Origin of the sequence: Chitinophaga deserti, from assembly GCF_003149455.1 — a bacterium.
Lineage (GTDB): Bacteria > Bacteroidota > Bacteroidia > Chitinophagales > Chitinophagaceae > Chitinophaga > Chitinophaga deserti.
Genome location: NZ_QFFK01000015.1, coordinates 1 through 24408 on the forward strand (window position 1 = coordinate 1; position 24408 = coordinate 24408).

Genomic DNA, 24408 nt, shown 5'->3' on the forward strand with positions numbered 1-24408 from the left:
TGGGCTATCGCTATGCGCTCTGAATCTGAATATTGGCTTTTTCTGCCCTGCGTCTTCTTCATAAAGGAAATTTAATTTAAACGTTATTAAATCCCTAAACTGTAAAGCCAATTTTGAAATAAGACATAATTGCGGCCAAAACGGCCAAAATGGCCATTCCGGTTGTCAGGAAATTTCCAGCTTCCTACATTCGGGATACAAAAGAAGCATGGTTACCAGCCCGCCTATCTGAATGGCCCGGAAAACAAAGTAAATTCGGCCCGCAGAACAAAGCCGTCCAATTGCGCGCATCCTACTTTTGTATCAACAAAAAGAAATCACTATGATACAAAGTAACTACCAGGGCGCGCTTCAGCACCCAATAGGCACCGGGTTCAATGCCCAATCCACCACTTCTGATGTAATCAAAGGCGTCTCTCTGAGCGGCAAAGTGGCCATCGTAACAGGAGGCAATACCGGTATAGGTATGGAAACTGTCAGAACACTTGTTGCCGCGGGAGCAACAGTGATCGTGCCTGCCAGAGATGTGGAAAAAGCCCGTAAGAACCTTTCAGATATCCCTCATGTGGAGATTGAGCCAATGGATATGATGGACCCTGCTTCCATTGATGCTTTTGCTCAAAAGTTCATGGCCTCTGGCAGGCCGCTGCATCTTCTCATCAACAATGCCGGCATCATGTGGGTGCCCCTGCGTAAAGATGCCCGCGGTATCGAATCCCAGTTGGCAACTAATTATATCGGTCAGTTTCACCTCACCGCAAGGCTCTGGCCCGCATTGAAACAGGCAAACGGTGCCCGGGTGGTGAATGTTTCCTCACTGGGGCATCACATGGGGGCTATCGACTTCAATGACCTGAACTTCGAACATCGTACCTATCAAACGCTGCTGGCCTACGGGCAATCAAAAACTGCCAGCAACCTTTTTGCCATGGAGCTGGACAGCCGTGCAAGCGCCAGCCAGGTAAGAGCCTACTCCGTTCATCCCGGGTCCATTGCCGGTACCGAATTAGGGCGGGAAGCCCCGGTGGAACTCTTTCGGGAAATGGGCTTTCTGGATGAAAATGACCAGATGCGCCCCGAAGTACTGGCTTCGCTGAAAACCATTCCCCAGGGTGCTGCCACCACCATTTGGGCAGCTACCAGCCCACTGCTTAATAACATCGGCGGTGTTTACTGTGAGGATGGCGATGTGGCGGAATTGTTAGCTACCGACCCTGCTGTTGCAACTCATCCTAAACAGCACCAGAATGGTGTGATGCCTTATTCCCTCGATGAAGAAACGGCAAAGCGTCTGTGGTCGATCACCGAAGAGATAACCGGAATTGCTTTTGATATCAATTAAAACCTTATTTATGTTCCCCTCCATCTCAAAAAACAGGAAGAAAGCCAACAGCATCACTGATGGAAGTCCCCGTAAAGGCATGGTGTTCATCCCGGATATCAGTGGGTTTACGGAACTGGTCCGCAGTACCGACCTGGTGACAGGGCGGATTATCACCAGCGAACTACTATCTGTCATCATCCGGCATAACAGGCTGGATATGGAAATCGCGGAAATAGAAGGGGATGCGGTTTTCTTCTTTAAATGGTCATCCATTCCTTCCGTAGACGCGCTGTTTGAGCAATTCGAGATCATGAAATCCGCTTTCGACGCTAAAATCAGGGAGCTGGAATACAGGTATGATATTGAACCGGCTCTTCACCTGAAAGCAGTAGCCCATTACGGGGAAATGACGGGGTTTTCCATTGAAGGATTTCAAAAACTGTATGGGGAAGTGGTGGTGGAGGCGCACCGCCTGTTGAAAAACGCTGTGCCGGCACGCTCGTACCTGCTGGTAACGGATGAGCTGATGGCGGCGGCAGGAACAAAAGAGTCGGAGGCATTACTCCGGAAAGGCCACTCCAGCACTTTGTGTGAGCTCTATGAAGGCGTGCGTAATCTCTGTTTTACATACATACTTTTTCCATACCTCCGGCAGGCGCCGGCACGTGTTTAAATAACTCCAAACCTGACAAGAGCCATGGATCAGGGATATTATGTAAATTGATATCAGGTGGCGGAACTAAAAAAAATTGCTAATGGAATATCAGGCTAAATACATAACGGAAGATATTAAATTGTCGTGCTACCCCGACAAGTTCTTCAAATCGGACATTATGTTCGAGCATCACATGCTGATCTGGTTCATTTCAGGAGAAACGAAGATCGTACAGGCAGAAGGGACGTATATGTTTCAGAAAGGGGATATTTTCCTGATCCCACGAAATCAGCTGGCCACGATCATCAATTATCCAAAAGATGGGTTGCCACATCAGACGGTGGTGATGCACCTTACTACGGAATGGCTGCGCAGCTTCTATGAAAACCGCAATGTGAAGCCGGTGATAGTGGGTGAGCAGAAGATCCGCCACTACAATAACCACCCGCTCCTGCAAAGCTGCCTGGCGTCATTGATACCCTATTTTGAAATGACAGAACTACCGGCCGAAGTAGCTCAGCTAAAGATCACGGAAGCTGTCAGCATCCTGCGGTCTATCGACCCTGGCATTGATGGAATGTTGATGAATTTCGAATTGCCGGGAAAGATCAATCTGGCGGAATATATGGAGAAGAACTTTATGTTCAATATGCCGCTCGAGAAATTCGGTTACCTCACCGGCAGGAGCCTTACGACTTTTAAAAGAGACTTCAGGAAAGCTTTTGATACAACCCCGCAAAAGTGGCTGACGCAGAAAAGGCTGGAGCTTGCGCATTACCAGTTTGTGGAGAAGAGGATGAAGCCTGTTGATGTATGCTATGAAGTGGGCTTTGAGAATCTCTCGCATTTCTCTTTTGCGTTTAAGAAGCATTTTGGTTATGCACCCACCGCATTGCTGGCGGCGAGGGGGTAGTCCCCCATCTTTCCGAATCTCCCCAAAAAAAGAAATAAAAAAATCAAAAAAACCTAATAACTTGATCCGCACTTCATACTGATATTGTCGTCTGTCATATAAATCACTGCAATTGGAAAATACACGTTTGTCTGAAATATCCAAACGGATCGAAAACGACGATGAAAATGCATTCAGGGAGATCTACGATCTGTTCTATTTCGACCTGACGGCCTTTTCCCGGCAGATCATTGCGGATGAACCTGCCGCGGAAGACGTGGTGGAGAACGTCTTCATCCGCCTTTGGCAGAACCGTAAAACCCTCGGCAATATCAATAACCTCTCTGCTTACCTCTACACCGCCACCAAATACGCCTCCATTAACCATCTGAAGTCCCGGAAGAACATCAGCGATGTGTCTATCGACGATCTCGACGACCGGAGCCTCTATTCCTTCGCCACCCCGGAATCGTCTATGATAGGGAAGGAGGAAGTCCTGACCATTGAAAAGGCGATTAACCAGCTCCCGCCCAAGTCGAAGCTCGTTTTCTACCTCGTGAAGGAAAAGGGGCTTAATTGCCGGGAAGTGGCCAAAATCCTCAATTCCTCCGTGCGTACGGTAGAAACCCAGCTCTATCATTCCCTTAAAAAGATCGCCGCCATCCTGGAAGAAAGCCAGGTAATCCTCCCCAGGCGCAGCAGCCGGTAACCACAGGCAGCTCCATTAATTCAATACCACAGCCGATTTCAGCACTTTATTCCGGAATTCCGGAATTTTTTTTTGGTACGACTACGTAAGTTGACCTGTTTGGTTGTCTTATAGGAGAAGAATTTATGATAAGTCCATGCAAAGAAGCCGTTTAATTGAATTGCTCGCAAAGAAGAAATCAGGGGGCATTTCGCTCAAAGAACAATTTGAGTTGTCTAAATGGCTGCAGGAGAATGAAGACGACCGGAATCTGGCCATCCAGATAGATGAGTTGTTTAGCCTGGAATATGGTCCGGAACGTACCGAAGACGACCGTAAGGGAAGCGAAAAAAGCTGGGACCGCATCATGAAATCCATGCATCCGGAAAGCAGTGAATTACCTGTCCTGCCAAAGAGGCCCGGTATCTTTACCTGGCGCCGCTTTATGCATTTGTCGGTTGCTTCCGCTGTATTGCTTTGCGTGGCGGGAACGGGTTCTTACTACTGGCTTTCCGCAAGGAAAGAAGCCCGTACGAGCCAGAATATTGTGGGCACGGAGAAAGGATCGCGGTCCAAACTCACGTTGCCCGACGGGTCGCACGTATGGCTTAATGGCGACAGCCGGATTACCTATGGCGCCAGCTTCGGGAAAAACAACCGGGAACTGACCCTTACCGGCGAAGCGTACTTCGATGTAGCAAGGGATCCTAACCATCCCATGATCATAAAAACGGCTACCGTCACCATTAAGGTGCTGGGAACCGCTTTCAACGTCAGGGCTTACCCCGACGAGAAAACGACCGCCACCACCCTTGTGCAGGGCAAGGTACAGGTGTCCGTCAACCATAAAAAAGAACTGAGCTATGTGCTGCTGCCCGACGAAAAACTGATAGTGCAAAACGAATCCGGGGAACCCGCAGCATTTCATGATAAGCATCCGAAGGAAGAAGAGATCCTGGAAAACATAACCAAAATCAAAATAGTAAAAACAGACACGATTCCTCCTGAAGCACAATGGACCAGAAACAAACTGGTTTTTGCCAACCAGCCACTCCACGAAGTAGCCAATATTTTGTCTCGTTGGTATGGTGTGGTAGTGATTGTACAGGGGAACGATGACATGATGGCCCGCCAATACACGGGTATATTTGAAAACCAAAATATTCAAAGCGTTATGGAATCATTACAGGTCGCCGGCGGTTTCACGTACAAAATGAAGAACGACACAATTTTGATAGCGCCTTAAAACCAAAATTTACATTGCATATGATAAGTTGACGTACCCTGATTTTAAACCGGATCAGAAGGGCCCCCACGTGCCCGGAAGTAAACAATGGACACTCTTCGGCCGTGCAATGCGGTTGATTCTCAATTGAATTCTAAACTTATGACGAACACGTACTGCTATAGCCGAGGCTATATGTTTAAGCACTTTGTTGCCATGAAAATTGTATTATTCCTTGTACTCCTTACCGGATCTTCCCTGATGGCGAACGACCTTGCAGGGCAAGACCGGATCACCCTGAATTTCAGCAAAGCTCCTCTCGAAAGTGTGCTGCGAAACATTCAGGCGCAGAGCAGGTATTCTTTCGTGTATCAGTCCGAAGTAATACCACCGGGTATTAAGATTAACATCATTACCAAAGATGCCTCTATCGACTCTGTAATGGCGCAGATGTTCCGCAACACGCCCCTCTATTACAAGAAGATGGAGAACAACATCATCATCATCCTGAACCGCCAGCAGCCGGAATCCCGCCCGGAGCTGCCGCCTGTTACCGTGAGAGGTGCGGTGAAAGACAAGGCTGGTGGCATGATGCCACACGTGTCGGTCTACGTTAAAGGTACCCAGCACGGTACCATGACCAATGAGAAAGGTGAGTTTACGCTCGAGGCTAACCTGTACGACAGCCTCGTTTTCTCGTTTGTGGGATACAAACAGCAAACGATCTTCGTGGCCGACTCCCGGCCTATTATCATTGTTCTGGAGGCACAGGAAGGAAGTTTGAACGAAGTAGCCGTGGTAGGTTTCTCCCGTCAGAAGAAATCCAGCATGGTGGCTTCCGTAACTACGATTAAGCCCGGTGAGCTGCGCATCCCCAGCAGCAACCTCACTAACGCCTTAGCCGGCCGCCTGGCAGGCGTTGTAGCCTACCAGCGAAGCGGGGAGCCGGGTTCGGATAACGCCTCCTTCTTCATACGGGGCATCACTTCGTTCGGGGCCTCCGCCAAGAAAGACCCCCTCATCCTCATCGATGGTATCGAGCTGAACACCAGCGACCTCTCCCGCCTTAACCCCGACGATATCGCCAGCTTCAGCATTATGAAGGACGCACTGGCAACTGCCCTCTATGGTGCCCGTGGTGCCAACGGCGTAATCCTCGTAACCACCAAAGAAGGCAGGGAAGGAAAGATGAACGTGGATCTGCGGTTCGATAACTCCTTCTCCATGCCTACCCGGCGCATGAAAGTGGCAGACCCCGTTACGTTCATGAAAATGCATAACGAAGCGGTGAAAACACGTAACCCCGCCGGCGAGACCCTCTACACCGACGAAAAGATCACCTTCACCGAAATGGGGAAGCATTCAGATATATATCCTGCCACCGATTGGAATGAGGCCATGTTTAAAGACTATGCCGTAAATAACCGCATCAACCTCAGCTTCACCGGTGGTGGTACTGTGGCACGTTATTACGTAGCCGGTTCCGTTACCAAAGATCAGGGCAACATGCGGGTAGATAAAAAGAATGATTTCAACTCCAACATCAACTTATACAAATACAATATCCGCTCGAACGTAAACATCAACCTGACGAAGACGACGGAAATGTCCACCCGCTTCGTGGCGAACTTTGATGATTACACCGGCCCGATAGACGGTGGTTCTGCCATGTACCGGAAAGTGATGCAGGCCAACCCAGTACGCTTCAAGCCGTACTATGAGCCGGATTCTGCTTTCAATTACGCCCGGCACATCCTTTTCGGCAACTTCGAAACGGCCAACTACCTGAACCCATATGCAGAAGCACTGCGTGGTTACCGCGATTACAGCCGGAGTAATATGCTCACCACTGTAGAGCTGAAGCAGAACCTGGATCAATTTGTGAAAGGCCTCATGCTGCGTGCTTTGGTGAACTTCGACCGCCGGTCGGAATACGCCATCTCCCGCGCATACGTTCCCTTTTACTACAATATTTCCGCATTTGATCTGAAGGATGATTCTTACCGCCTCGTGCGGCTGAACCCTACCACTGGTGAGGAAACACTGGACTACGACTTTAACAATACTTCCCGCACGGTTGCCAACAGTTATTACTTTGAAGGCGCCAGCCAGTATAACAATAACTTCGGTAAGAACAGTGTGAGCGGCCTGTTGGTGTTTACCGCCCGCCAGTTTAAGCAGGGTGCCCCCAATACCATCCAGATGTCGCTCCCTACGAGGAACGTAAGCCTGTCGGGCCGTTTCTCTTACAACTACGACTCCCGCTACCTCGCTGAGTTCGCTTTCGGATACAACGCTTCCGAGCGCTTTTCGAAGAATAACCGCTGGGGCTTTTTCCCCTCCTTCGGTTTAGGCTGGGTAGTGTCCAACGAGCCTTTCTTCGAAGGGCTGACATCTACCTTCCGCCAGTTGAAATTACGCGGATCGTACGGTATTGCGGGTAACGAGGCTATCGGTAGTGCAAACGAGCGTTTCTTCTACCTCTCTGAAGTAGACCTTAAAGCACCTTATGCGGTGAACTGGGGTATCAATATGAACCAGAACCCCGGTGGTATTGATGTAAGGCGTTATGCGAACGATCAGGTAGGCTGGGAGCGCTCTTACAAATCCAACCTCGTACTGGAGTTTAACCTCGTAAACGGCCTTTCGTCCATTATAGAAGTATATAAAGAAACCAGAAAGAACATCCTGCAGGACAGGATCATCCCGGCCACCACAGGTATTATTCCATCTGTAAAAGCTAACCTCGGCGAAGCGGAAGGCAAGGGGATCGATATTGAACTGAACTACGACAAGCGGATCGGCAGGAACCTGCAGCTGACCGGCCGTGGTACCTTCACTTACAGCACCAGCCGTGTCATCAAATGGGAAGAACCAGATTATGGACAGAACTACTGGATGTCGCGCGTGGGCAGGAGCCTTGGGCAGACCTGGGGCCTTGTTGCAGAACGTCTGTTCGTAGATGATGCTGAAGTGAAGAACTCGCCCAAGCAGGAATTCGGTGAATACATGGGTGGCGACATTAAGTACCGCGACATTAACCGCGACGGAAAGATCGACCAGCTCGATTACGTGCCCATCGGCCACCCCACCACTCCGGAAATTATCTATGGCTTCGGTTTATCCGCATCCTGGAAACAATTCGATGTTAACTTCTTCTTCCAGGGCCTGGGCCGCGAGTCTTTCTGGATCAATCAGGACAATATGACGCCGTTCATCGACGGTGATGGCGGAGACGGGAAAGTAGGACAGAATGCCGTAACCCAGGTGATTGCGGATAATTACTGGTCAGAATCCAATCGTAATCCATACGCTTTCTGGCCCCGGCTGGCTAACTACCGGGTAGAGAACAACCGGCAAACCAGCACCTGGTTCATGCAGAACGGCGCTTTCCTCCGCCTTAAATCAGTGGACATCGGTTATACCCTTCCCCGTGAATGGCTGAAGCGTTACAAAGTGAGTAACCTGCGGATTTACGCCAGCGGTTCCAACCTTGCGATATGGAGCGCCTTTAAGCTCTGGGATGCCGAAATGGCTGGCTCCGGGTTCGATTACCCGCTGCAGAAAGTGTATAACATTGGTTTTAACATTGGCCTGTAAAAGAATCAACATGAAGAAAGTATTTATTAAGATAGCTGTTCTTTGCAGCGTTTTGACAGGAGCGGTTTCCTGCAACAAATATCTCGATGTTGTACCCGATAACATTCCGACCATCGACGATGCTTTTTCGGACCGGTACAATGCCATGAAGTTCCTCGCCACCTGCTATTGGGGCATTCCTAAATCAGCAGGCTGGAACGAAAACCCCGCTATGCTGGGTGCCCTGGAGCTGGTCTTTAACCGCGACCGACGCACCGAAGGCGGCATGCAGTATGCCCTTGGCCAGAACAGCGCCGTATTAGCCATCACCAATTACTGGAGCTCGAAAGGCACCATGGTACGCTCGCTGTACGCCGGTATGCGCGATTGTAACACCTTCCTGGAAAACATCGACGGCGTGCGGGATATTAACCGCTACGAAAAAGACCGTATGAAAGCGGAAGTAAAACTGATCAAGGCTTATCTGAACTTTTACCTGATACAGTATTACGGGCCCATCACACCGCTCAGGAAAAACACCTCACTTACTGAGTCTACCGCCGGCATCCGTGCCTATCGCGAAAAGATCGACGACTGTTTCGGATATGTGCTGCAGCTGATCGATGAAGTGATCAAGTCTGAAGCTCTGCCCCTGAACATTGAAGGAAAAAGCACGGAACTGGGCCGGTTCTCACGCCCGGTAGCTTATTTCCTGAAAGCAAAGGTGCTGACATACTGGGCCAGCCCGCTCTTTAATGGTAACAGCGACTACAGCGGATTTAAAAACCACGAAGGCCAGCCCTTCTTCAACCAGACATTTGTAGCCTCCCGCTGGGATAGTGCTGCTGCTGCCTGCAAAGCAGCGATTGATGTATGCATCGCCGCAGGCCACCGGTTGTATGTAACGGGCGACTATAAATCCGTGAACAGCAAACCAACATCCGATACCACTTTGCTGATCAATACCCTCCGCAGCGCAGTTACCCAGCGCTGGAATCCGGAGATCATCTGGGCTAACTCTTCCTACCCCGCCAACTGGAACTACCAGATCACCGCACTGGCGCGTATGGAGCCGGGTACATCCACCCCTTCCGGCAATACAGGGATTTTGAGTGTGCCGCTTTCTACCGTTGAACAGTTTTACTCTGGAAACGGAGTGCCTATCAATGAAGACGTATCGTACCCTTACGCTAACCGGTACAACATACGGGTAGGTGATGCCGCACACAATCTGTTTATCGCCAATGGTGAAAAAACAGCAGCCCTCAATTTCGACAGGGAAATACGTTTTTATTCTTCCCTGGGCTTCGACAGGGGACGCTGGTATGGTAATACCTATATGCAGATCAATGAAAATGCACTGCCTTTCCCCAAGAACCGTTTCGGGGAATATTCTTCCGTGTTCAACCCCGGAGAATACAACGCCACCGGTTACTGGCCTAAGAAGCTGGTTTCCATGAACACCACCTGGCGCGATGCCAACAGCGTTTCGGAAGAAAGCTATCCCTATCCGGAAATGCGCTTTGCCGATCTGCTGCTCCTCTGTGCAGAAGCGCTGAACGAATCGAAAGCAGCACCTGATGATGAAGTGTATAAATACATCGATTCCGTAAGGGCGCGTGCAGGCCTGAAAGGCGTGCTGGAAAGCTGGGCGCAGTATTCCAACCAGCCTTCCAAACCGCTGTCTAAAGAAGGGATGCGCCAGATCATCCAGCAGGAAAGGAAGATAGAACTGGCCGCTGAAGGCGTGTATATGTGGGACAGCAACCGCTGGAAAACTGCCATGCGTGAACGCAACCGGCCCATTCAGGGATGGAACATTAACGGTAGGGAAGCGGAAGAATATTATTCCGTAACCACGGTGTATTTCCAGCGGTTCACCTACAGGGATTATTTCTCGCCCATTCCACAAACAGAACTGATTAATAATCCACTCCTCGTTCAAAACCCCGGTTGGTAAGGTCTAAAATACAGGTTATGAAAAAATTGATTATACTGATCCTCGTTCTTGCAGGCACATTGCAGGCCTGTACCGAGAAGGACAACACACCCATCTCTTCAGCCACCGGCAAACCCGGACAGGTAACGGAAGTATCGGTACAGAACCTTCCTGGCGGCGCCGTGATTACTTACCGCATCCCGAATCAGGCAGAAGTACTCAGCGTGAAAGCAGTGTACACCATCTCTACCGGGAAGAAGTTTGAAGCTGACGCGTCTTTCTATAACAATAAACTCAGCATCACCGGCTTTAATGATGAGAAGGAGCATGAAGTGCTCATTTATACGGTGAATCGTGCGCAGGAATTATCTGAGCCCGTGAAATGCATTATCAAGCCAATGGTTTCTCCGCTCAAACTGGCGGCAGCAACCGTACAGATCCAGAGCGATTTCGGCGGTGCGCGTTTTACCTGGATGAACGAACTTAAATCGCCGCTGGCGTTTGAAATGTATACGCCGGATTCACTGGGCCGTATGACGCTGGTACGTGTTATCAATTCACAGGTAACGGAAGGCTCACAGGCCCTGCGCGGATATCCGCCTGTACTCCGGGAATTCGGTCTGGTGGTGAAAGATAACTTTGGCAACCGTTCAGATACTATTTTCCCTGCCGGCAGGAAGATACTGCCGCTGTTCGAAGAACGCCTCCCGAAATCTGCTATGGCAATCATGAAACTGGCGAATGATCAGAACTTCACCAACTGGGAAGGATCCGATCAGAAGATCATTGATGATGACCTTACTTCTTTCGGCCACTCACCATCATCCTCCCTTCCCGCACCCTTTACGCTGGATCTCGGGGTAACGGCCAAAGTAAGCCGTATCGTACTCTTCCAGCGTAATTTCAGCAGCAGCTACTATAACTGGGGGAACCCTAAGGAAATTGATGTGTATGTAAAAACGACGACACCCTCACAAAGCGGTGACTGGAGTGAGTGGAAGAAGATCATGGAAACGGAGATCGTTAAACCTTCCGGCAGCAGCAGCAATGTAACGGACGATGACCTCCGCGCCGCCGAAAACGGGCACGAGTTTACCTTCGATCTTTCACAGGAACCGGTTCGTTACATCCGCATCGTTATCCGCTCTACCTGGGGAAGCACCACGTTTACCCACCCTGCGGAAATTGATGTATACGGCGAGCGGAAATAATCATCCACCTAAACTGACAAGCACATGAAATATATACTGCATGCTTTTTCGTATCTGTGCATCCTCACCATGGCTGCATCCTGCGATAAATTCACGGATATTCATAAACCATTTATAGAAGGCGGAGAAATCATCTACGCCGTTAAGCCCGATTCGGTGGTATTCATCGCCGGTAAGGAAAGACTGCTGATGCGCCTATGGATGGAGAACGGCCAGAATATTAAGAATATCATCGTTTCCTGGAACGGCGGGGCCGATTCGCTCATTATACCCATGAAATTAAAGACCGGAAGGGATAGCATTGAAACACTGCTGCCCAACCTGGTAGAAAAAGCCTACTCTTTCAATATATACGCTGTGGATGGCTTCGGGCATCGTTCCCTGACATACACACAGTTTGGTACTACATTTGGCGATGCCTATGCCGGTTCTCTCCAGAACCGGAGGCTTAAAAAAATCTCCCTTACGGAAACGGAAGGCCTGCTGGAGTGGTTCGCACCGGCGGAAGGGATGATCCTTAACGAAGTGAAATTCATCAACCGCCGCGGTACCGATACCACCGTTCGCTTTGCATCTTCATCTTTTAGTGTTGGGATAGACGCTCCGGGAGGCACCACCTTCCAATACCGTTCGCTTTATATTCCGCAGTCGGAGGCGATCGATACCTTTGCCTCGGCCTGGGCATCTGACAAGCTGCCGGATTTCTACACTATCGACCGTTCCGCTTGGGAAGCCCTTTCTGTATCCGATGAAACCGCCAGCGATGGTGGCGGAAAGGATGCGCTGATAGACGGTGACCTGGGTTCCTACTGGCATTCCCAGTGGGGGCCGGATATTGCCTTACCACACTGGGCAATTATAGACCTGAGTACCGTAAAGAATATTGCGTATTTCACAGTATACCGCCGTAAGAACAATACCAACTCAAAGTCAGTACAACTCTTTCTCGGTAATAGCAGCGATCCCAATGGAACCTGGACGCTGGCTGGACAAGGTGCCTTCACATCAGGCGATCTGTTGAAAATCGACAATACCGCTAACGCCTCCGGCAGATACCTGAAAATATACCTGGCCGACAGTAATAATCCGCCATTTACAAGCATAGCAGAAATCTATGCATATGGGAAGTAATTCAAACGGATAACCGGCATTATTAAAGGGCAGCTCTACTATGAGCTGCCCTTTTTTACTTTAATGCAAATACGCGTGTTGATTATATATTGATATATTCTATACTTCGTGGGCCCTCCGAAAGCCACCGGTAAGGTAAAATGCGTTTATTTCCTTCCAATTACCGACTTTTGCACCCGGAAGGTATTTGCCTGCCGGTTAAAAGCATTTTACAACATTGGACCAGTCAATCAGTTTAAACAAGTTTATCAGTGATACGGGGTATTGTTCGCGCCGTGAGGCAGACAATCTCATCACCTCCGGCCGTGTGTTGCTGAACGACAAGCCGGCTACTTTGGGTAACCGCTATAAACCCGGTGATACGGTTGAAGTGGATGGCAGTCTTATTACTGCTGCCAAAAAGGAGAAACGGGTTTACCTGGCGCTTAACAAGCCGGTAGGCATCACTACCACTACCGAACTTCACATCAAAGATAATATCATCAGCTTTGTGGGTTATCCTAAAAGGATATTCCCCATCGGCCGGCTTGATAAAGACTCCGAAGGACTGATCTTCCTCACTAATGACGGGGATATCATCAATAAGATTCTGCGGGCTGCTAATAATCACGAGAAGGAGTATGTAGTGCGGGTGAACAAGCCTGTGAATGCCGCGTTTGTGAGACAAATGTCGCAGGGGGTGCGTATACTGGAAACTACCACGTTGCCCTGTAAGGTGGAAATGACGGGCCGCCAGACGTTCCGCATCACACTTACACAGGGCCTCAACCGCCAGATCCGCCGCATGTGCGAAGCCCTCGGTTATGCTGTTGTAGCCCTACAGCGCGTTCGTATCATGAACGTAAAGCTTGATAAACTGGCTGTAGGTAAATGGCGCTACCTCAGCGAAGCGGAGATCGCGTTAATTAAAGAAAGTGTGGCTGATTCCAGCATGGGTGGTGATGAAAGTACTTCACAAGCAAATCGTAAGAAGAACCGCGCACAGAAACCTGCGGGAAAGCATCCCAAACCTGATTTTAACCCGGTTGAAAAGCTTGCAGGCACTAAGTTTAAATCTCCTAAGCCCGAATTTAACCGGGACAAGAAACCATCTGACAGTAAGTTTAAATCTCCCAAACCCGAATTTAACCGGGATAAAAAGCCATCAGACAGTAAGTTTAAATCTCCTAAGCCTGATTTAAACAAGGATAAAAAAACGAATGACAGTAAGTTTAAATCTCCCAAGCCACCGGCTAAAGAGGGTAAACCTAAATCGTTCGAGAAGCCAACAAAGAGGGGTAATCCTTCTCAGAAACCCGCTCCTTCAAAGAAAGGCAAACCCGCTGCCCGACCGGCAAAGCAATCCGGTAAAAAAAGGGGTGGACGATAATTTCCCCCGAGTGATACGGTGGAATGAAATGTATCAGTTTATATTTCATAATACAAAAAAAGGTTGAAGTAAGCACTTCAACCTTTTTTTGTATTGCGTATTTAGGGAACGATCAGATCCTGTCCGGATAGAAGAACATCCGCCCGATCTCCAGGCCCCATTTACCCTGCACCACCAGGTATGGTTGCACCAATCCTTTTTCTCCGGCTCTTGGCATGACCAGGCTGCTGGCAGCCATTTTACTTTTACTTTCATCGTCGTAAAATGCCCACTGGTCTGTAGTACCGGCTTTTGTAAAGCAGATGTTGGTGGAACTAAGCATATTGATAGTTGCGAATCTCTCGTCTGCGAGGTATCCGGCATACGCCCATTTATTGGGCTGTACGTTCCGGGCAAGGTAGGCGCGGTACTCCTGTCCGTTGGCGGCATCTGTTCTGCTGAGGAAGATGTCGACCGGATCGGTGCTTTCGGCGTAGCGGATATAGAACCCGAGCTTATTTGTGTTGGGGTCAGCTGCGGGTGGCTGTGAGGGAACTTCCTTTCCATCGATATACAGAAAGTTATAGTAGGCTTTGGTACCGGTTTCAGGCAATTGTTGTCTGAAGACTTCCTTTTTCGTTACCGTGTCTGTAATCACCAGCATTTTGTTGGTTCGGCCGGGTACATAGCGGTGCGTGGCATTGAAGTGCACCAGTGATGTGGGTTTAATGATGTAATCCCCGTTGTTGACAGATACGTCATAAACTGATGTATCGAGCGAGATCTGCAGGGCATGGTCTGAGTTATTATAACCAGCCACCAGCACCTGCATCGCCATGCCGGCATTGAGGTCTTCTTTATTGCAGGCCGTAAACGCCACAGACGATAAGGTCAGCAGTAATACGGTAATGGTTTTGTTGATGAATAATCGCATATTGACAGGTTTTAGAGTTCCAGGTTCTTCACGAAGGCCATCAGCGACCCGGAAGGGTTTTCGGTAAAGATGTACATTTTGGAAGAAGCTACGTTGGCATTGGGCTTCGGCGCCGATGTGGTGATATTCCAGTTGTAACCGGTGCCGGCAGTGTAAAACTCATTGGTGCCGGCTTTGTAGAGGTATATCACAAACAGCACACTGGTAGGCTGGCCGTTGTAGGTTTGTCCGGCGGTAGGGAAGGGATCAATGGTGATCGTTTCACTAAACTCCCCGGCTTTCACGTTTTTTATCCGTGCCAGTTCCTGGAACACCTTCGGTGTGAAGTACAGTTTGCCCACGGCAATATCTACCGGGCCATCATACTTCGTCATCACGGGGTTCCACATATACCGCAGCTTTATCTTTCCTTCTTCGAACGCTGGTGGCTCAGGCATTTCTCCCGCTACCCCGTTCAGGTAAAAGAAATTGACTTTGCCCACATTGTCTCCCTTCTTCCATTCTCTTTCCAGTACGGGTTTATCGGCGCCTTCCGGTGTGATGGACACTTTCAGCGATTGCTGGCCTTCGGGAAAGGTAAATGCCTGACTTACTTTGAAAGGGCCGTTTGGGATCTGGAAAAGGCGCTGGAAGGTATCAAGCTTCACATTGAGTTTCTCATTGCTGGCATTGTAGCCGGAAATAACGAAGGGCAGCATATCGCCTTTGTACAGGAATTCGACGTCTTTTTTGCAGGCCGTGGCCAGTATAGTAAATGTGGCCAGCAGGCTAAAAAGTATATGTTTCGTTTTCATGGTTTGTTATTTGAATGCGGGGAATGTTAGAACGTGTATCCGATAGACAGGCTGACAGAGGTACCCACCTTCCGGATGAAAGTATCCTGGTCGCCGATCCTTCTTTTCGTTTTTCCGTCTTCCGACAGTTCCAGGTACCCTTCTTCATATTTCTGGGAGAAGCCGAATTTCCATTCATAGATGGCGCTCCAGTCTGTTTCACTGATGAAGGAGAGGGGTGTGTTGCGGTATTTATCCTGCAGTTTGTAGGTTTCGTCGCTGTTGATGTAGAAGCGGTGCGCGGAGTTGGTGAGGTTGCTCATATTGAGCCTCACCATCAGGTTTTTGTTTTTCAGAAACGCATAGCTGAGCTGTGCATCGAGCTGGTCGCGCGGACGTTCGTATTCCACAATGCTGGGCAGTATTCCCGTGGTAAAGGTTTTATACCCCATGTGGTTGAATGCGATGTTGGCACCTAGGCGTTTGCCCGCATATTGCAGGGCTATATTGTACAGTACGGGCACCTGGCCATAGAGCGGCCGTTTTTCTGTGAGCAGTTTTTTTGTACGGTAGCTGTATTTATAGCCGTATTTATCGTCGCTCATGCTTTTTCCGCTGTATTGGCTCGCCTGCACGGTGGAGTTCTGCAGGGTGAGGTTGCCGCTCAGGAAAAGGTTGTCGAGGAACTTCCAGTCGGGGTTAATGAATCCGAAGTTTTTCCGCAAATCGAATTCCCAGCCGCTTACTTTGGCCCATTCCGAGTTATTGGTTTTGACGTAAATACGGCCCGTGGCGTCTGGCTGATCGCGGTAGATCTCAGCAGGTTTGTCGAAGTATTTATAGAAATAGCCGAAGGAGATAACCTCACCGGGTTTGGGGTACCATTCCAGGCGGAGGTCGTAATGGTCTATGAGGGTAGACAGTACGCCTTCGTTCATCCTGTAGGAGCCCAGAGCGGGGTCGAAGCGGATCATACGGGAGTTCTCGATCAGCGAAGGGCGCACAACCGACTGTGCATATGCGGCGCGGATGTTGAAGTCTGCCAGCGGTGTAATAGTGAGGCTTGCAGAAGGCAGGTAGCGCCAGGTTTTCTCCTCTTTGGAAGGATCGGCAAAGGCACTCACTATTTTTCCGGATTCGGGGTCTACATAACGGACTTTTTCGCCATCCTTAATGAGCTGGTCTATCAGCAGATCGTTAGGGCCACTGCGGAGCCTTTCATACTTGTAGTATTCGGCACGCACGCCCCATACGAGGCGCATCCATTTCGTAAACCGGTTATCGAGCATGGCGTAGAGGCCCTGATTGGTGTTTTTGCCCTGGTAGCCGTTAGAGGAGAACCCTGCAGGGAAATACATCAGGTCTGAATATGGATCTTTAAAATCGAGGTACTTACCCCATTCCTGCACAGGCAGGTAGGGGAATACGGAGGTGTTTGGGTTCAATGTGCCGATGGGCAGAATGGTCCAGTCGTAGAAGCCTTTGCGCTCCATAAACTGGTATCCAACTTTCACCAGTTGCTTCTGACCCAGCAGTTGCGTATTGTAGCTGAGGGAGGCTTCACCAATACGGTTGGTTTCTTCGTAGAGGTATTGTGCGCGGTTAAATGTGCCGTAGCCGGGGTTGGTGACCCCGTGAACCATCACGTTATATGTTGTCTGGTTGAGAGTAGTGGTGGGCGCCAGCCAGGCTTCCACGGCATCTTTCTCAAGGTTCGTGAGCTTGTTACGCGCAACGTTCCATTCAAAACGGAACTTACCGAAAGTGTGATCGCCGTTGATGCGGTTCTGCAGCATGTTGAGGAACTTGGGGCGGTCGTATTCGCGGATGGCGGGCTTGTCACCGAAACCGATCTCGTTGCCCCAGCCCACCATGCGGTTGAACTGGTTGTTGAACACACGGGAGTAGAAGTTGCGGATGGTGATCTTATGATTGGCTGAGCTCCAGCCTGCGTTCAGCAATGCTGCCCAGGTAGTGTTAAAGTTATACTGGTTGGCAAAGGTGGGCTCCAGTTCTGCGCCGGTAGCTGCATCGTAGCGGCGGTTATCGAGCTTTTCCCAGTTACCGCGTTCAAAGTGTTCGATATCATCCATCGACTGCTCGTTGCGGTAGCTGATGCTGCCCACAAAACCGAAGCGGCTGTTTTTTACCTGGTAGTTGCGGCCCATACTCACCTGGTAGTTTTGCCCCGGTGCGGCTTTATAAATGCGGGTACCGAGCCGTTCCAGCCCGCCGATCCTTTTGTTTTGTGCGCCTACCTGCTCCGGGGTGATCAGTGTTTTACCGGGTTCCGGTGTGGCGTAGGGATTCGCAGGATTATAGTTCCTCCCATCGAACAGGATCAGGTTGTCGGGGAAGTGGTCGCGGCTGCCGTCGTCAAAACCGAGGTAGTCGTATTTGCCACGGCCATAGCCGAGGAATTCCTTTCCCGTTACGCCGGAAATGTATTTGGTGCCGATACTGATGTTGGTGAAGTTCTGGTGGGGGATAGCGAATGTATTCACCTGCACGAGGCCGCCACCGAAACCGAAGCTCATATCGGGCGTGGCGGTTTTAGAGACAATCACATTATCGATCAGGTTATTGGGAATGATGTCGAACTCAAAATCCCGTACCTGCACGTCAGTACTGGGGAGGATGGCGCCGTCCATCATAGCGAGGTTATACCGCTCCGCGATGCCGCGGATCACTACCCGGCGGTTATCGTTGGTGCTTACACCGGAAATGCGTTTGAGGGTTTCGCCGATATGTTTATCTGGCAAAGCGGAGATCTGTTCGCGGCTGATGCCGTTGGAGATACCGGCTTCGTTTTTCTGACGGGCGTATAGCGAGGCAACGGATTCGCGGCTGGCGGAAGAGGTAACCACTACGCCGCTCAGGGTGCTTTTCTGTCTTTTCAGGGTGATGTTCAGCTCAAAAGTCTGCCCGTCTTTCACAGTAATTTCCGTGATACGTTTTGTCCCATACCCGATAGAGGATATTTCCGCTTCATATTTACCCGGGGGCAGGTTAATAATGAAGGAACCATCTGCCTTGGTGGTGGTGCCTTTATTGCCGATGCGTACGGTAACGAAGGGCAGGGCTTCGCCGTTGGTTTCGTCAATCACTTTGCCGGAGATGCGGCCGTCGGCGGGTTGTGCCTGCTGTACGGGTGCTTCGGTGGCGGCAGGCTTCAGTATAATAGCGCCCATGTCGCCGGAAGTGTGGGTAATACCGAGGGAGGATTGCAGGGTGTGCAATACTTCTTTTACTGTGGGCTGGGCACTTTTGAAATGGAGGGATTTCTCGAGGCGGCCGCTTACTTCCTTCCCGAAAGTAAACTGTACGGATTCTGCTTTCTCGATGAGAGCGATCACTTCTTTCCCTTTCAGTTCTTTTCCGGGTAATGTGATCTGCCGGCTCATATCCTGCGCCCGGATCAATGTGGGAGCTAACATGCCGGCTATAAAACCGGTGATACAAAGTATCCTTATTTGCATAACTTTATGTGATTAAATGTTGCGGACTTTAATGAGTACGGTGCGTTTAATGAGCAGCCCGGGAGGTGAGATGCCTGGCTGCGTGAGCCGGCCTGCTACAACAGGCCGGTTTCTTTTTTCAGTGGTATAGCTACATCATACGTTCTACAGGCGTTTAGAGTGGTTAGTAAATAATGATGCTGTTATTTTCTTTTTTATACTTAAACCCAAGTGTTTGCGAAAGCAGTGTAATAGCCTCGCTGCACGACTGCCGCTGAATGCGGATGGTGACGGGTTCTGTATTCCATTTAGCGTTGGTGATCACGATGGGTACGTTGTACCAGTCAGATAATGCCCGAGTCACTTCCCCTAAAGATGCCTGGTTAAACACCATGCCGTTATTCCACCACTCGCAAAGCAGTGCGGCATTCACATCATCGATGGTGAAATCGTTATGCTGTGCGTTGAAGCGGAGGCGCTTGCCGGGCGTGAGTTCCGCCAACGGCCGTCCGTCGTACTGCACGCCTACTTTACCAGTTCGTACCGTAACGGATGCGTGCATGCTGTCAGAAACCATTACTTCGAAAGATGTTCCCAGTACGCGGGTAAGCATCTTCCCGGATGCTACGAGGAAGGGGCGGGAGGGATCGGGTTTCACTTCGAAGAAGCCTCTGCCAGTGAGAGCGATACGGCGGTCCTGGGTGTTAAAGTCTTCCGGAATGGTGAGCGAGGCACCGGGGAAGAGGTGGGCCACACTACTGTCTGGCAGAGTTACTTTTTTATGGGAACCGGGGAGGGCGGCAATGGTTTGGGCAGATGGGGTATGTGGCGTGGCGGGCCGCAGCCATATGGCACATGCTGCGAGGATGGCGATGGCTGCGGCATAGGCCAGCCATTTACGGGATATAGGGATGGTTCGGGTGGGTGAGGGTTTCAAGCCGGTACGGTCGGTGACAGACTGCCATAACATGGATTGTACAGCTTCGCGTTGTTGCGGGGGGAGGGGCTGGCCGTCTTCCGGGCGTTCCCGCAGCCATTGCTCCACCAGTGCTTTTTCGCTGTTGGTGGCGGTACCGTTCAGGTATCTGTCGATGATGTCTCCCAGTTGTTCGATGTTCATATGGTAAGGAGGCTTTTCAGCTCCTACCTATATGCGTACAAAACTGCTTGTTTCAACTATCCGCGAATGTTACCAAATCATTACCAAAGACAACACGGCCTCTTTCAGGTGTTTGCGGAGTTTGTGATAGCTGGCGTTGAGCTGGTTGCGGACGGTTTGTTCGGAAACATCGAGGAGGCGGGATATTTCTTTAACGGAAAGGTCTTTTTCCTGCCGCAGGCGGTACACCTGCTGCATTTTTTCAGGAAGGCGCGCCACTTCTGCTTCTACGATGGCCTCCAGTTCTTTCAGTTGAACCGGGTCGAGGAAGCTGGTAAATTCAGTGAGGATGGTTTTCTCCAATGTTTCTTTCCGGCTGGCCATTTTGCTGGCTTTGGAAAGGAAGGACAATACCTCGTATTGTACCGCAGCATGGAGATATGCGGCCAGTGAGGTAGTGATGTCTACGGTAGCCCGCCGCGTCCATAAATTGATCATGACTTCCTGCACTACATCCTGTGCATCAGATTCGGATTTGAGGCGGTTGAAGGCATATACATAGAGCTTTTCCCAGTAGCGGATAAACAGCAACTGGAATGCGGGCCCATTGTCCTGCCGGACCTTTAGCCAGAGATCGGAATCGGTATGTTCGCCGGAGTGCATGGTTTGGTTACGGGATGTAAAAGTAGGGGGATTATCGGGAGTCAGAGGTTATGTTTTCTTTAAGGTTTGGTGAGTGAGGCCAAATTACCTTGTGATATTTTAATGTATTCCCCGTAAAATTATTGCTTACTTACTTGTATGTCCATACATTTGAGTAAAGGGATTCCTCTATGAAACACATCTTGCTACTTTTATTGTCAACATTGTTTTTTTACGAAGGCAATGCGCAAAAGCGCAATCATACATTTACTGTAATGGCCTGGAATATATTGCATGGTGCAAATGATATCACTGATGGGAAGGCCAAAGCAATACAGATTATCCGGGAAATTAACCCGGATGTGATCCTGATGGTGGAAACCTATGGTTCCGGTAAATTAATTGCCGATTCTTTAGGTTACAATTTTCATTTAATAGCTCCGGAAGGCACTGCTTTAGACGATAAGCGTATAAACCTCTCGATCATATCGCGGTACCCGTTCGGGAATAGAATGGATACTGAGCATCCCTTTTATTTAGGAGGAAGGGAAGTAATAATACATAGCCAGCCGGTAAGGTTTTTTACGAACTGGTTTCATTATCTGCCCTGGGAGAACGAACCGGAGAAGTTAGGCAAAACTGTTGAAGAGCTGCTGGTTTGGGAAAGGTCGGGCAGTAAATTTGAGATGATACAAAAAGTGCTGCCATTTATAAGGAAGTATGCTGCAGATGCGGAAGCCGTGCCAATGATTTTTGGCGGTGATTTAAACACACCTTCGCACCTGGATTGGGGAGAAGCAACCAGGAAGCAGCATAATGACCTGGTGGTACCCTGGTATTCTACAAAGGTATTGGAAGATATGGGGCTGCTAGATACATACAGAAAGTTGCACCCGGATCCTGTCACCCACCCGGGCATAACATGGCATACAAAAGGAGTAAAGGATAACCACCGTATAGATTATATATTCTACAAAGGCTCCCGGTTGAAAGCCATCAAATCCGAGGTATATAAAGCGTTTCTTAATGAACCTATCCACCTGAATGGTAAGGAGATTATTTACCCTTCAGACCATGGGTTTGTTGTGACTACTTTTGAAATGAAATAAGAACTGACTTTATTATTCCATAAAACGAAAGGCCGCTTCCATTGAAGCGGCCTTTCGTTTATAGTTTACCGGATTAGGTTTAGTATTCCGGGTTGTTGGGTAATAGTTTAGGGGGATGGCTTCACGGAGGAGGGGCGTGGGCTTTGAGCCGTTGATAGATTCTCGTCCATACAATGAACAATTTTGCATCGTTTTTGCCAGATCCCGGTTTCTTATTTTTCAACCTCTTCCTTACAAATGTATGTATAAACACGTGCCATACATGTATGAAATATTTCTCATTCTGCCCTCTATCTCTTATATTTAGGATATGCAGAAATTACCGGACCCGAGAGCTTTTGCAGTAGCATTACCATTTTGCCGGCAAACCTGTTTATTCAGATAAGGTTATTTACACCGCGCTGAATAATGTGCCGGACGTACATCCTGATTTAGCCTGGAGTACCTTCATTGCTTCAGGTGTATTGTTCCTTGCCAGTGTGATCTGGCTGTACTTTCTGCCCAAAAATGTAAAGTGATTACTGCCGGATAACAGGAATATGATGAAGACGGGTGGATAGATATCCGTTGTAAAAACCACTACTGAAAAGATGATTTCCGTAAAAGAAGTTTATAAGATATTGGAGCATGCGGCTAAGCCATTGGCTCCGCAGGAACTGCCATTGCTCGCCTGTATGGATCTGGTAGCGGCAGAAGAAGTGACGGCGCCTATAAATGTTCCTGTGTTCGATAATTCTGCCATGGATGGGTATGCTATCCGCTTTGATGATTATGCGGCAGGGTTACCCTTACAGGTCGCTCACATCGTTGAAGCGGGATCGCCCGTTATGCTGCGCCTGCAAAAGGGGGAGGCAGCCCGGATCTTTACGGGAGCGCCCGTTCCGGAAGGGGCGGATACCGTGGTGCAGCAGGAAGTATGTGAAGTGAAAGATAATCTGCTGACATTCATGCAGCCTATCACCCGGGGGAGTAATATCCGGGAGAAAGGCTCACAAACCAGTATAGGTACCCGCGTGCTGCAACCGGGAAAGGTCATTACCGCAGGGTATATCAGCTTCCTGGCCACCCTGGGCATCGCAGCCCTGAAGGTGCATCCGCGGCCGAAGGTGGGTATTATTGTCACCGGTAAAGAGCTGGTTGCTGCCGAACAGCCCCTGCTGCACGGACAAATCTACGAAAGCAACGCTGTGGCCCTGCAGGCGGCGTTATTGAAAATGGGGCTCGTTGCTGCTTTTGCAAAGCATGCAGACGATAATGAAGCGGAACTGACAGCCTGTATTGCAGGTTGTATCCCGGATGTGGATATGCTGCTTATTACCGGAGGCATTTCTGTAGGAGATTACGATTTCGTGAAACCCGTGCTGGAAAAACTCGGGGCTGAAGAGCATTTTCATAAAGTGAAACAAAAGCCCGGCAAGCCCCTGTATTTTGGACGATTGCAGGGGAAGGCGGTATTTGCCCTGCCGGGTAATCCCGCTTCGGTGCTTACCTGCTTCCATGTGTACGTACAATCATTTCTGAAAGCCATGATGGGTCAAAACCCATTTGCGCTGAAGCGATATGGCATTTTACTGACCCCCTATACCAAAAAGGCGGGCCTTACGCATTTCGTGAAAGCCCGGGCAGAAAATCATAAAGTGGAAATATTGTCCGGTCAGCCATCATTTCAGATGGACGCCTACACCCGCGCCAATGCATATGCAATTTTACAGGCAGAGCAGGAAGAGTTCCAGGTAGGAGAAAAAGTAGAGATCGTACTTTTTGAACAGTAAATTTCTGCCGGGAGGAACTATAACAATACATATCAGCCATATGGCCATACCAGTAAAAACATATATCCTGTCTGGCGGTAATAGCACAAGAATGGGAGAAGACAAAGGTCTGAAACCGATCCTTGGCAAACCGGGCATCATGTACCTGTTGGAAATGCTGCAGGCACAGGATATCAACCCCATTATTATAGCGAATAAAGCTGGTTATGATCAATTGGGCGTACAGGTTATTAAGGACTTAGTGAGCGACAAAGGGCCTTTGGGGGGAGTATACACGGCACTGAATGATGCTGAAACAGATGTGCTGATCCTGGCGGCGGATACGCCCTTTGTTTCTGCGGTGGTTATACAGCTATTGCTGGAGAAGCGGGAGGAGGACAAGATTAATGTGGTCCGTTATAAAGGCAGAATTCAGCCATTGTGCGGAGTGTATCCTGCAGCATGCCTAAAGGAGGTTGGTGAAAGGATAAGGGATTCCCGGCTTAAAATGATGGATTTACTGGATGGGTTTCCTATACATTTTATAGATTTAAATGGCGAAGAAGAGGTTTTTCATAATAACAATACACCGGCAGATCATGCCATTGCCGTAAACTATCTCAGGAAATTACAGGAGATCAAAAAGTAAG

18 protein-coding genes are annotated in these 24408 nt (G+C 49.4%); 13 read left to right on the top strand and 5 right to left on the bottom strand.

Going from position 1 to position 24408, the window contains the following annotated elements; translation table 11 throughout:
* The first annotated feature begins 322 nt into the window (after positions 1–322).
* The 10 genes from DEV76_RS24475 to rluF all read left to right on the top strand — a co-directional run bounded on the left by DEV76_RS24475 (position 323) and on the right by rluF (position 14013).
* Positions 323–1342, top strand: coding sequence for an SDR family NAD(P)-dependent oxidoreductase (locus tag DEV76_RS24475; RefSeq protein ID WP_109700593.1), 1020 nt, complete (start codon positions 323–325; stop codon positions 1340–1342).
* 10 nt (positions 1343–1352) lie between these two features.
* Positions 1353–1997 (top strand): DUF2652 domain-containing protein, encoded by a 645-nt coding sequence (locus tag DEV76_RS24480; protein ID WP_109700594.1) that lies wholly within the window; start codon positions 1353–1355, stop codon positions 1995–1997.
* An 82-nt stretch (positions 1998–2079) separates the two neighbouring features.
* Entirely contained in the window at positions 2080–2892 is an 813-nt protein-coding gene (locus tag DEV76_RS24485; RefSeq protein WP_109700595.1) for a helix-turn-helix domain-containing protein, read from the top strand.
* Between the two features lie 112 nt (positions 2893–3004).
* Positions 3005–3580 carry an RNA polymerase sigma factor gene (locus DEV76_RS24490; protein WP_157963093.1) on the top strand — a complete coding sequence of 192 codons (576 nt, stop codon included), beginning with the start codon at positions 3005–3007 and terminating at the stop codon, positions 3578–3580.
* Between the two features lie 136 nt (positions 3581–3716).
* Positions 3717–4805, top strand: a complete 1089-nt coding sequence (locus DEV76_RS24495; protein ID WP_109700597.1) for a FecR family protein — start codon at positions 3717–3719, stop codon at positions 4803–4805.
* 195 nt (positions 4806–5000) lie between these two features.
* Positions 5001–8384 (top strand): SusC/RagA family TonB-linked outer membrane protein, encoded by a 3384-nt coding sequence (locus DEV76_RS24500; RefSeq protein WP_109700598.1) that lies wholly within the window; start codon positions 5001–5003, stop codon positions 8382–8384.
* A 10-nt stretch (positions 8385–8394) separates the two neighbouring features.
* Positions 8395–10323, top strand: a complete 1929-nt coding sequence (locus DEV76_RS24505; protein WP_109700599.1) for a RagB/SusD family nutrient uptake outer membrane protein — start codon at positions 8395–8397, stop codon at positions 10321–10323.
* A gap of 17 nt (positions 10324–10340) precedes the next feature.
* A complete protein-coding gene (locus DEV76_RS24510) occupies positions 10341–11513 on the top strand; it encodes a DUF4959 domain-containing protein (RefSeq protein ID WP_109700600.1) in 1173 nt (390 codons plus the stop codon).
* Positions 11514–11537: 24 nt separating this feature from the next.
* Positions 11538–12644: a DUF4998 domain-containing protein gene (locus tag DEV76_RS24515; protein ID WP_109700601.1), complete on the top strand. Its 1107-nt coding sequence runs from the start codon at positions 11538–11540 to the stop codon at positions 12642–12644.
* Positions 12645–12861: 217 nt separating this feature from the next.
* Positions 12862–14013, top strand: a complete 1152-nt coding sequence (gene rluF, locus DEV76_RS24520; protein ID WP_109700602.1) for a 23S rRNA pseudouridine(2604) synthase RluF — start codon at positions 12862–12864, stop codon at positions 14011–14013.
* 112 nt (positions 14014–14125) lie between these two features.
* Here rluF and DEV76_RS24525 read toward each other — a convergent pair whose 3' ends face one another.
* From DEV76_RS24525 to DEV76_RS24545, 5 genes are all read right to left on the bottom strand, one after another.
* On the bottom strand, positions 14126–14926 hold the full coding sequence (locus DEV76_RS24525; protein ID WP_157963094.1) for a hypothetical protein: 801 nt from the start codon (positions 14924–14926) through the stop codon (positions 14126–14128).
* 11 nt (positions 14927–14937) lie between these two features.
* Positions 14938–15720, bottom strand: a complete 783-nt coding sequence (locus DEV76_RS24530) for a hypothetical protein (RefSeq protein ID WP_109700604.1) — start codon at positions 15718–15720, stop codon at positions 14938–14940.
* A gap of 26 nt (positions 15721–15746) precedes the next feature.
* Positions 15747–19178, bottom strand: a complete 3432-nt coding sequence (locus tag DEV76_RS24535) for a TonB-dependent receptor (protein ID WP_109700605.1) — start codon at positions 19176–19178, stop codon at positions 15747–15749.
* Positions 19179–19341: 163 nt separating this feature from the next.
* Positions 19342–20277, bottom strand: coding sequence for a FecR family protein (locus DEV76_RS24540; RefSeq protein WP_109700606.1), 936 nt, complete (start codon positions 20275–20277; stop codon positions 19342–19344).
* Positions 20278–20346: 69 nt separating this feature from the next.
* Positions 20347–20919, bottom strand: coding sequence for an RNA polymerase sigma factor (locus tag DEV76_RS24545; RefSeq protein ID WP_109700607.1), 573 nt, complete (start codon positions 20917–20919; stop codon positions 20347–20349).
* A 170-nt stretch (positions 20920–21089) separates the two neighbouring features.
* Between DEV76_RS24545 and DEV76_RS24550 the strand changes: the two genes are divergently transcribed.
* From DEV76_RS24550 to mobA, 3 genes are all read left to right on the top strand, one after another.
* On the top strand, positions 21090–22007 hold the full coding sequence (locus DEV76_RS24550) for an endonuclease/exonuclease/phosphatase family protein (protein WP_109700608.1): 918 nt from the start codon (positions 21090–21092) through the stop codon (positions 22005–22007).
* 590 nt (positions 22008–22597) lie between these two features.
* Positions 22598–23779, top strand: coding sequence for a molybdopterin molybdotransferase MoeA (locus DEV76_RS24555; RefSeq protein ID WP_109700609.1), 1182 nt, complete (start codon positions 22598–22600; stop codon positions 23777–23779).
* Positions 23769–24407 carry a molybdenum cofactor guanylyltransferase gene (gene mobA, locus DEV76_RS24560; RefSeq protein WP_157963095.1) on the top strand — a complete coding sequence of 213 codons (639 nt, stop codon included), beginning with the start codon at positions 23769–23771 and terminating at the stop codon, positions 24405–24407. Before DEV76_RS24555 ends, mobA begins: the two co-directional genes overlap by 11 nt.
* Position 24408: the final 1 nt, after the last annotated feature.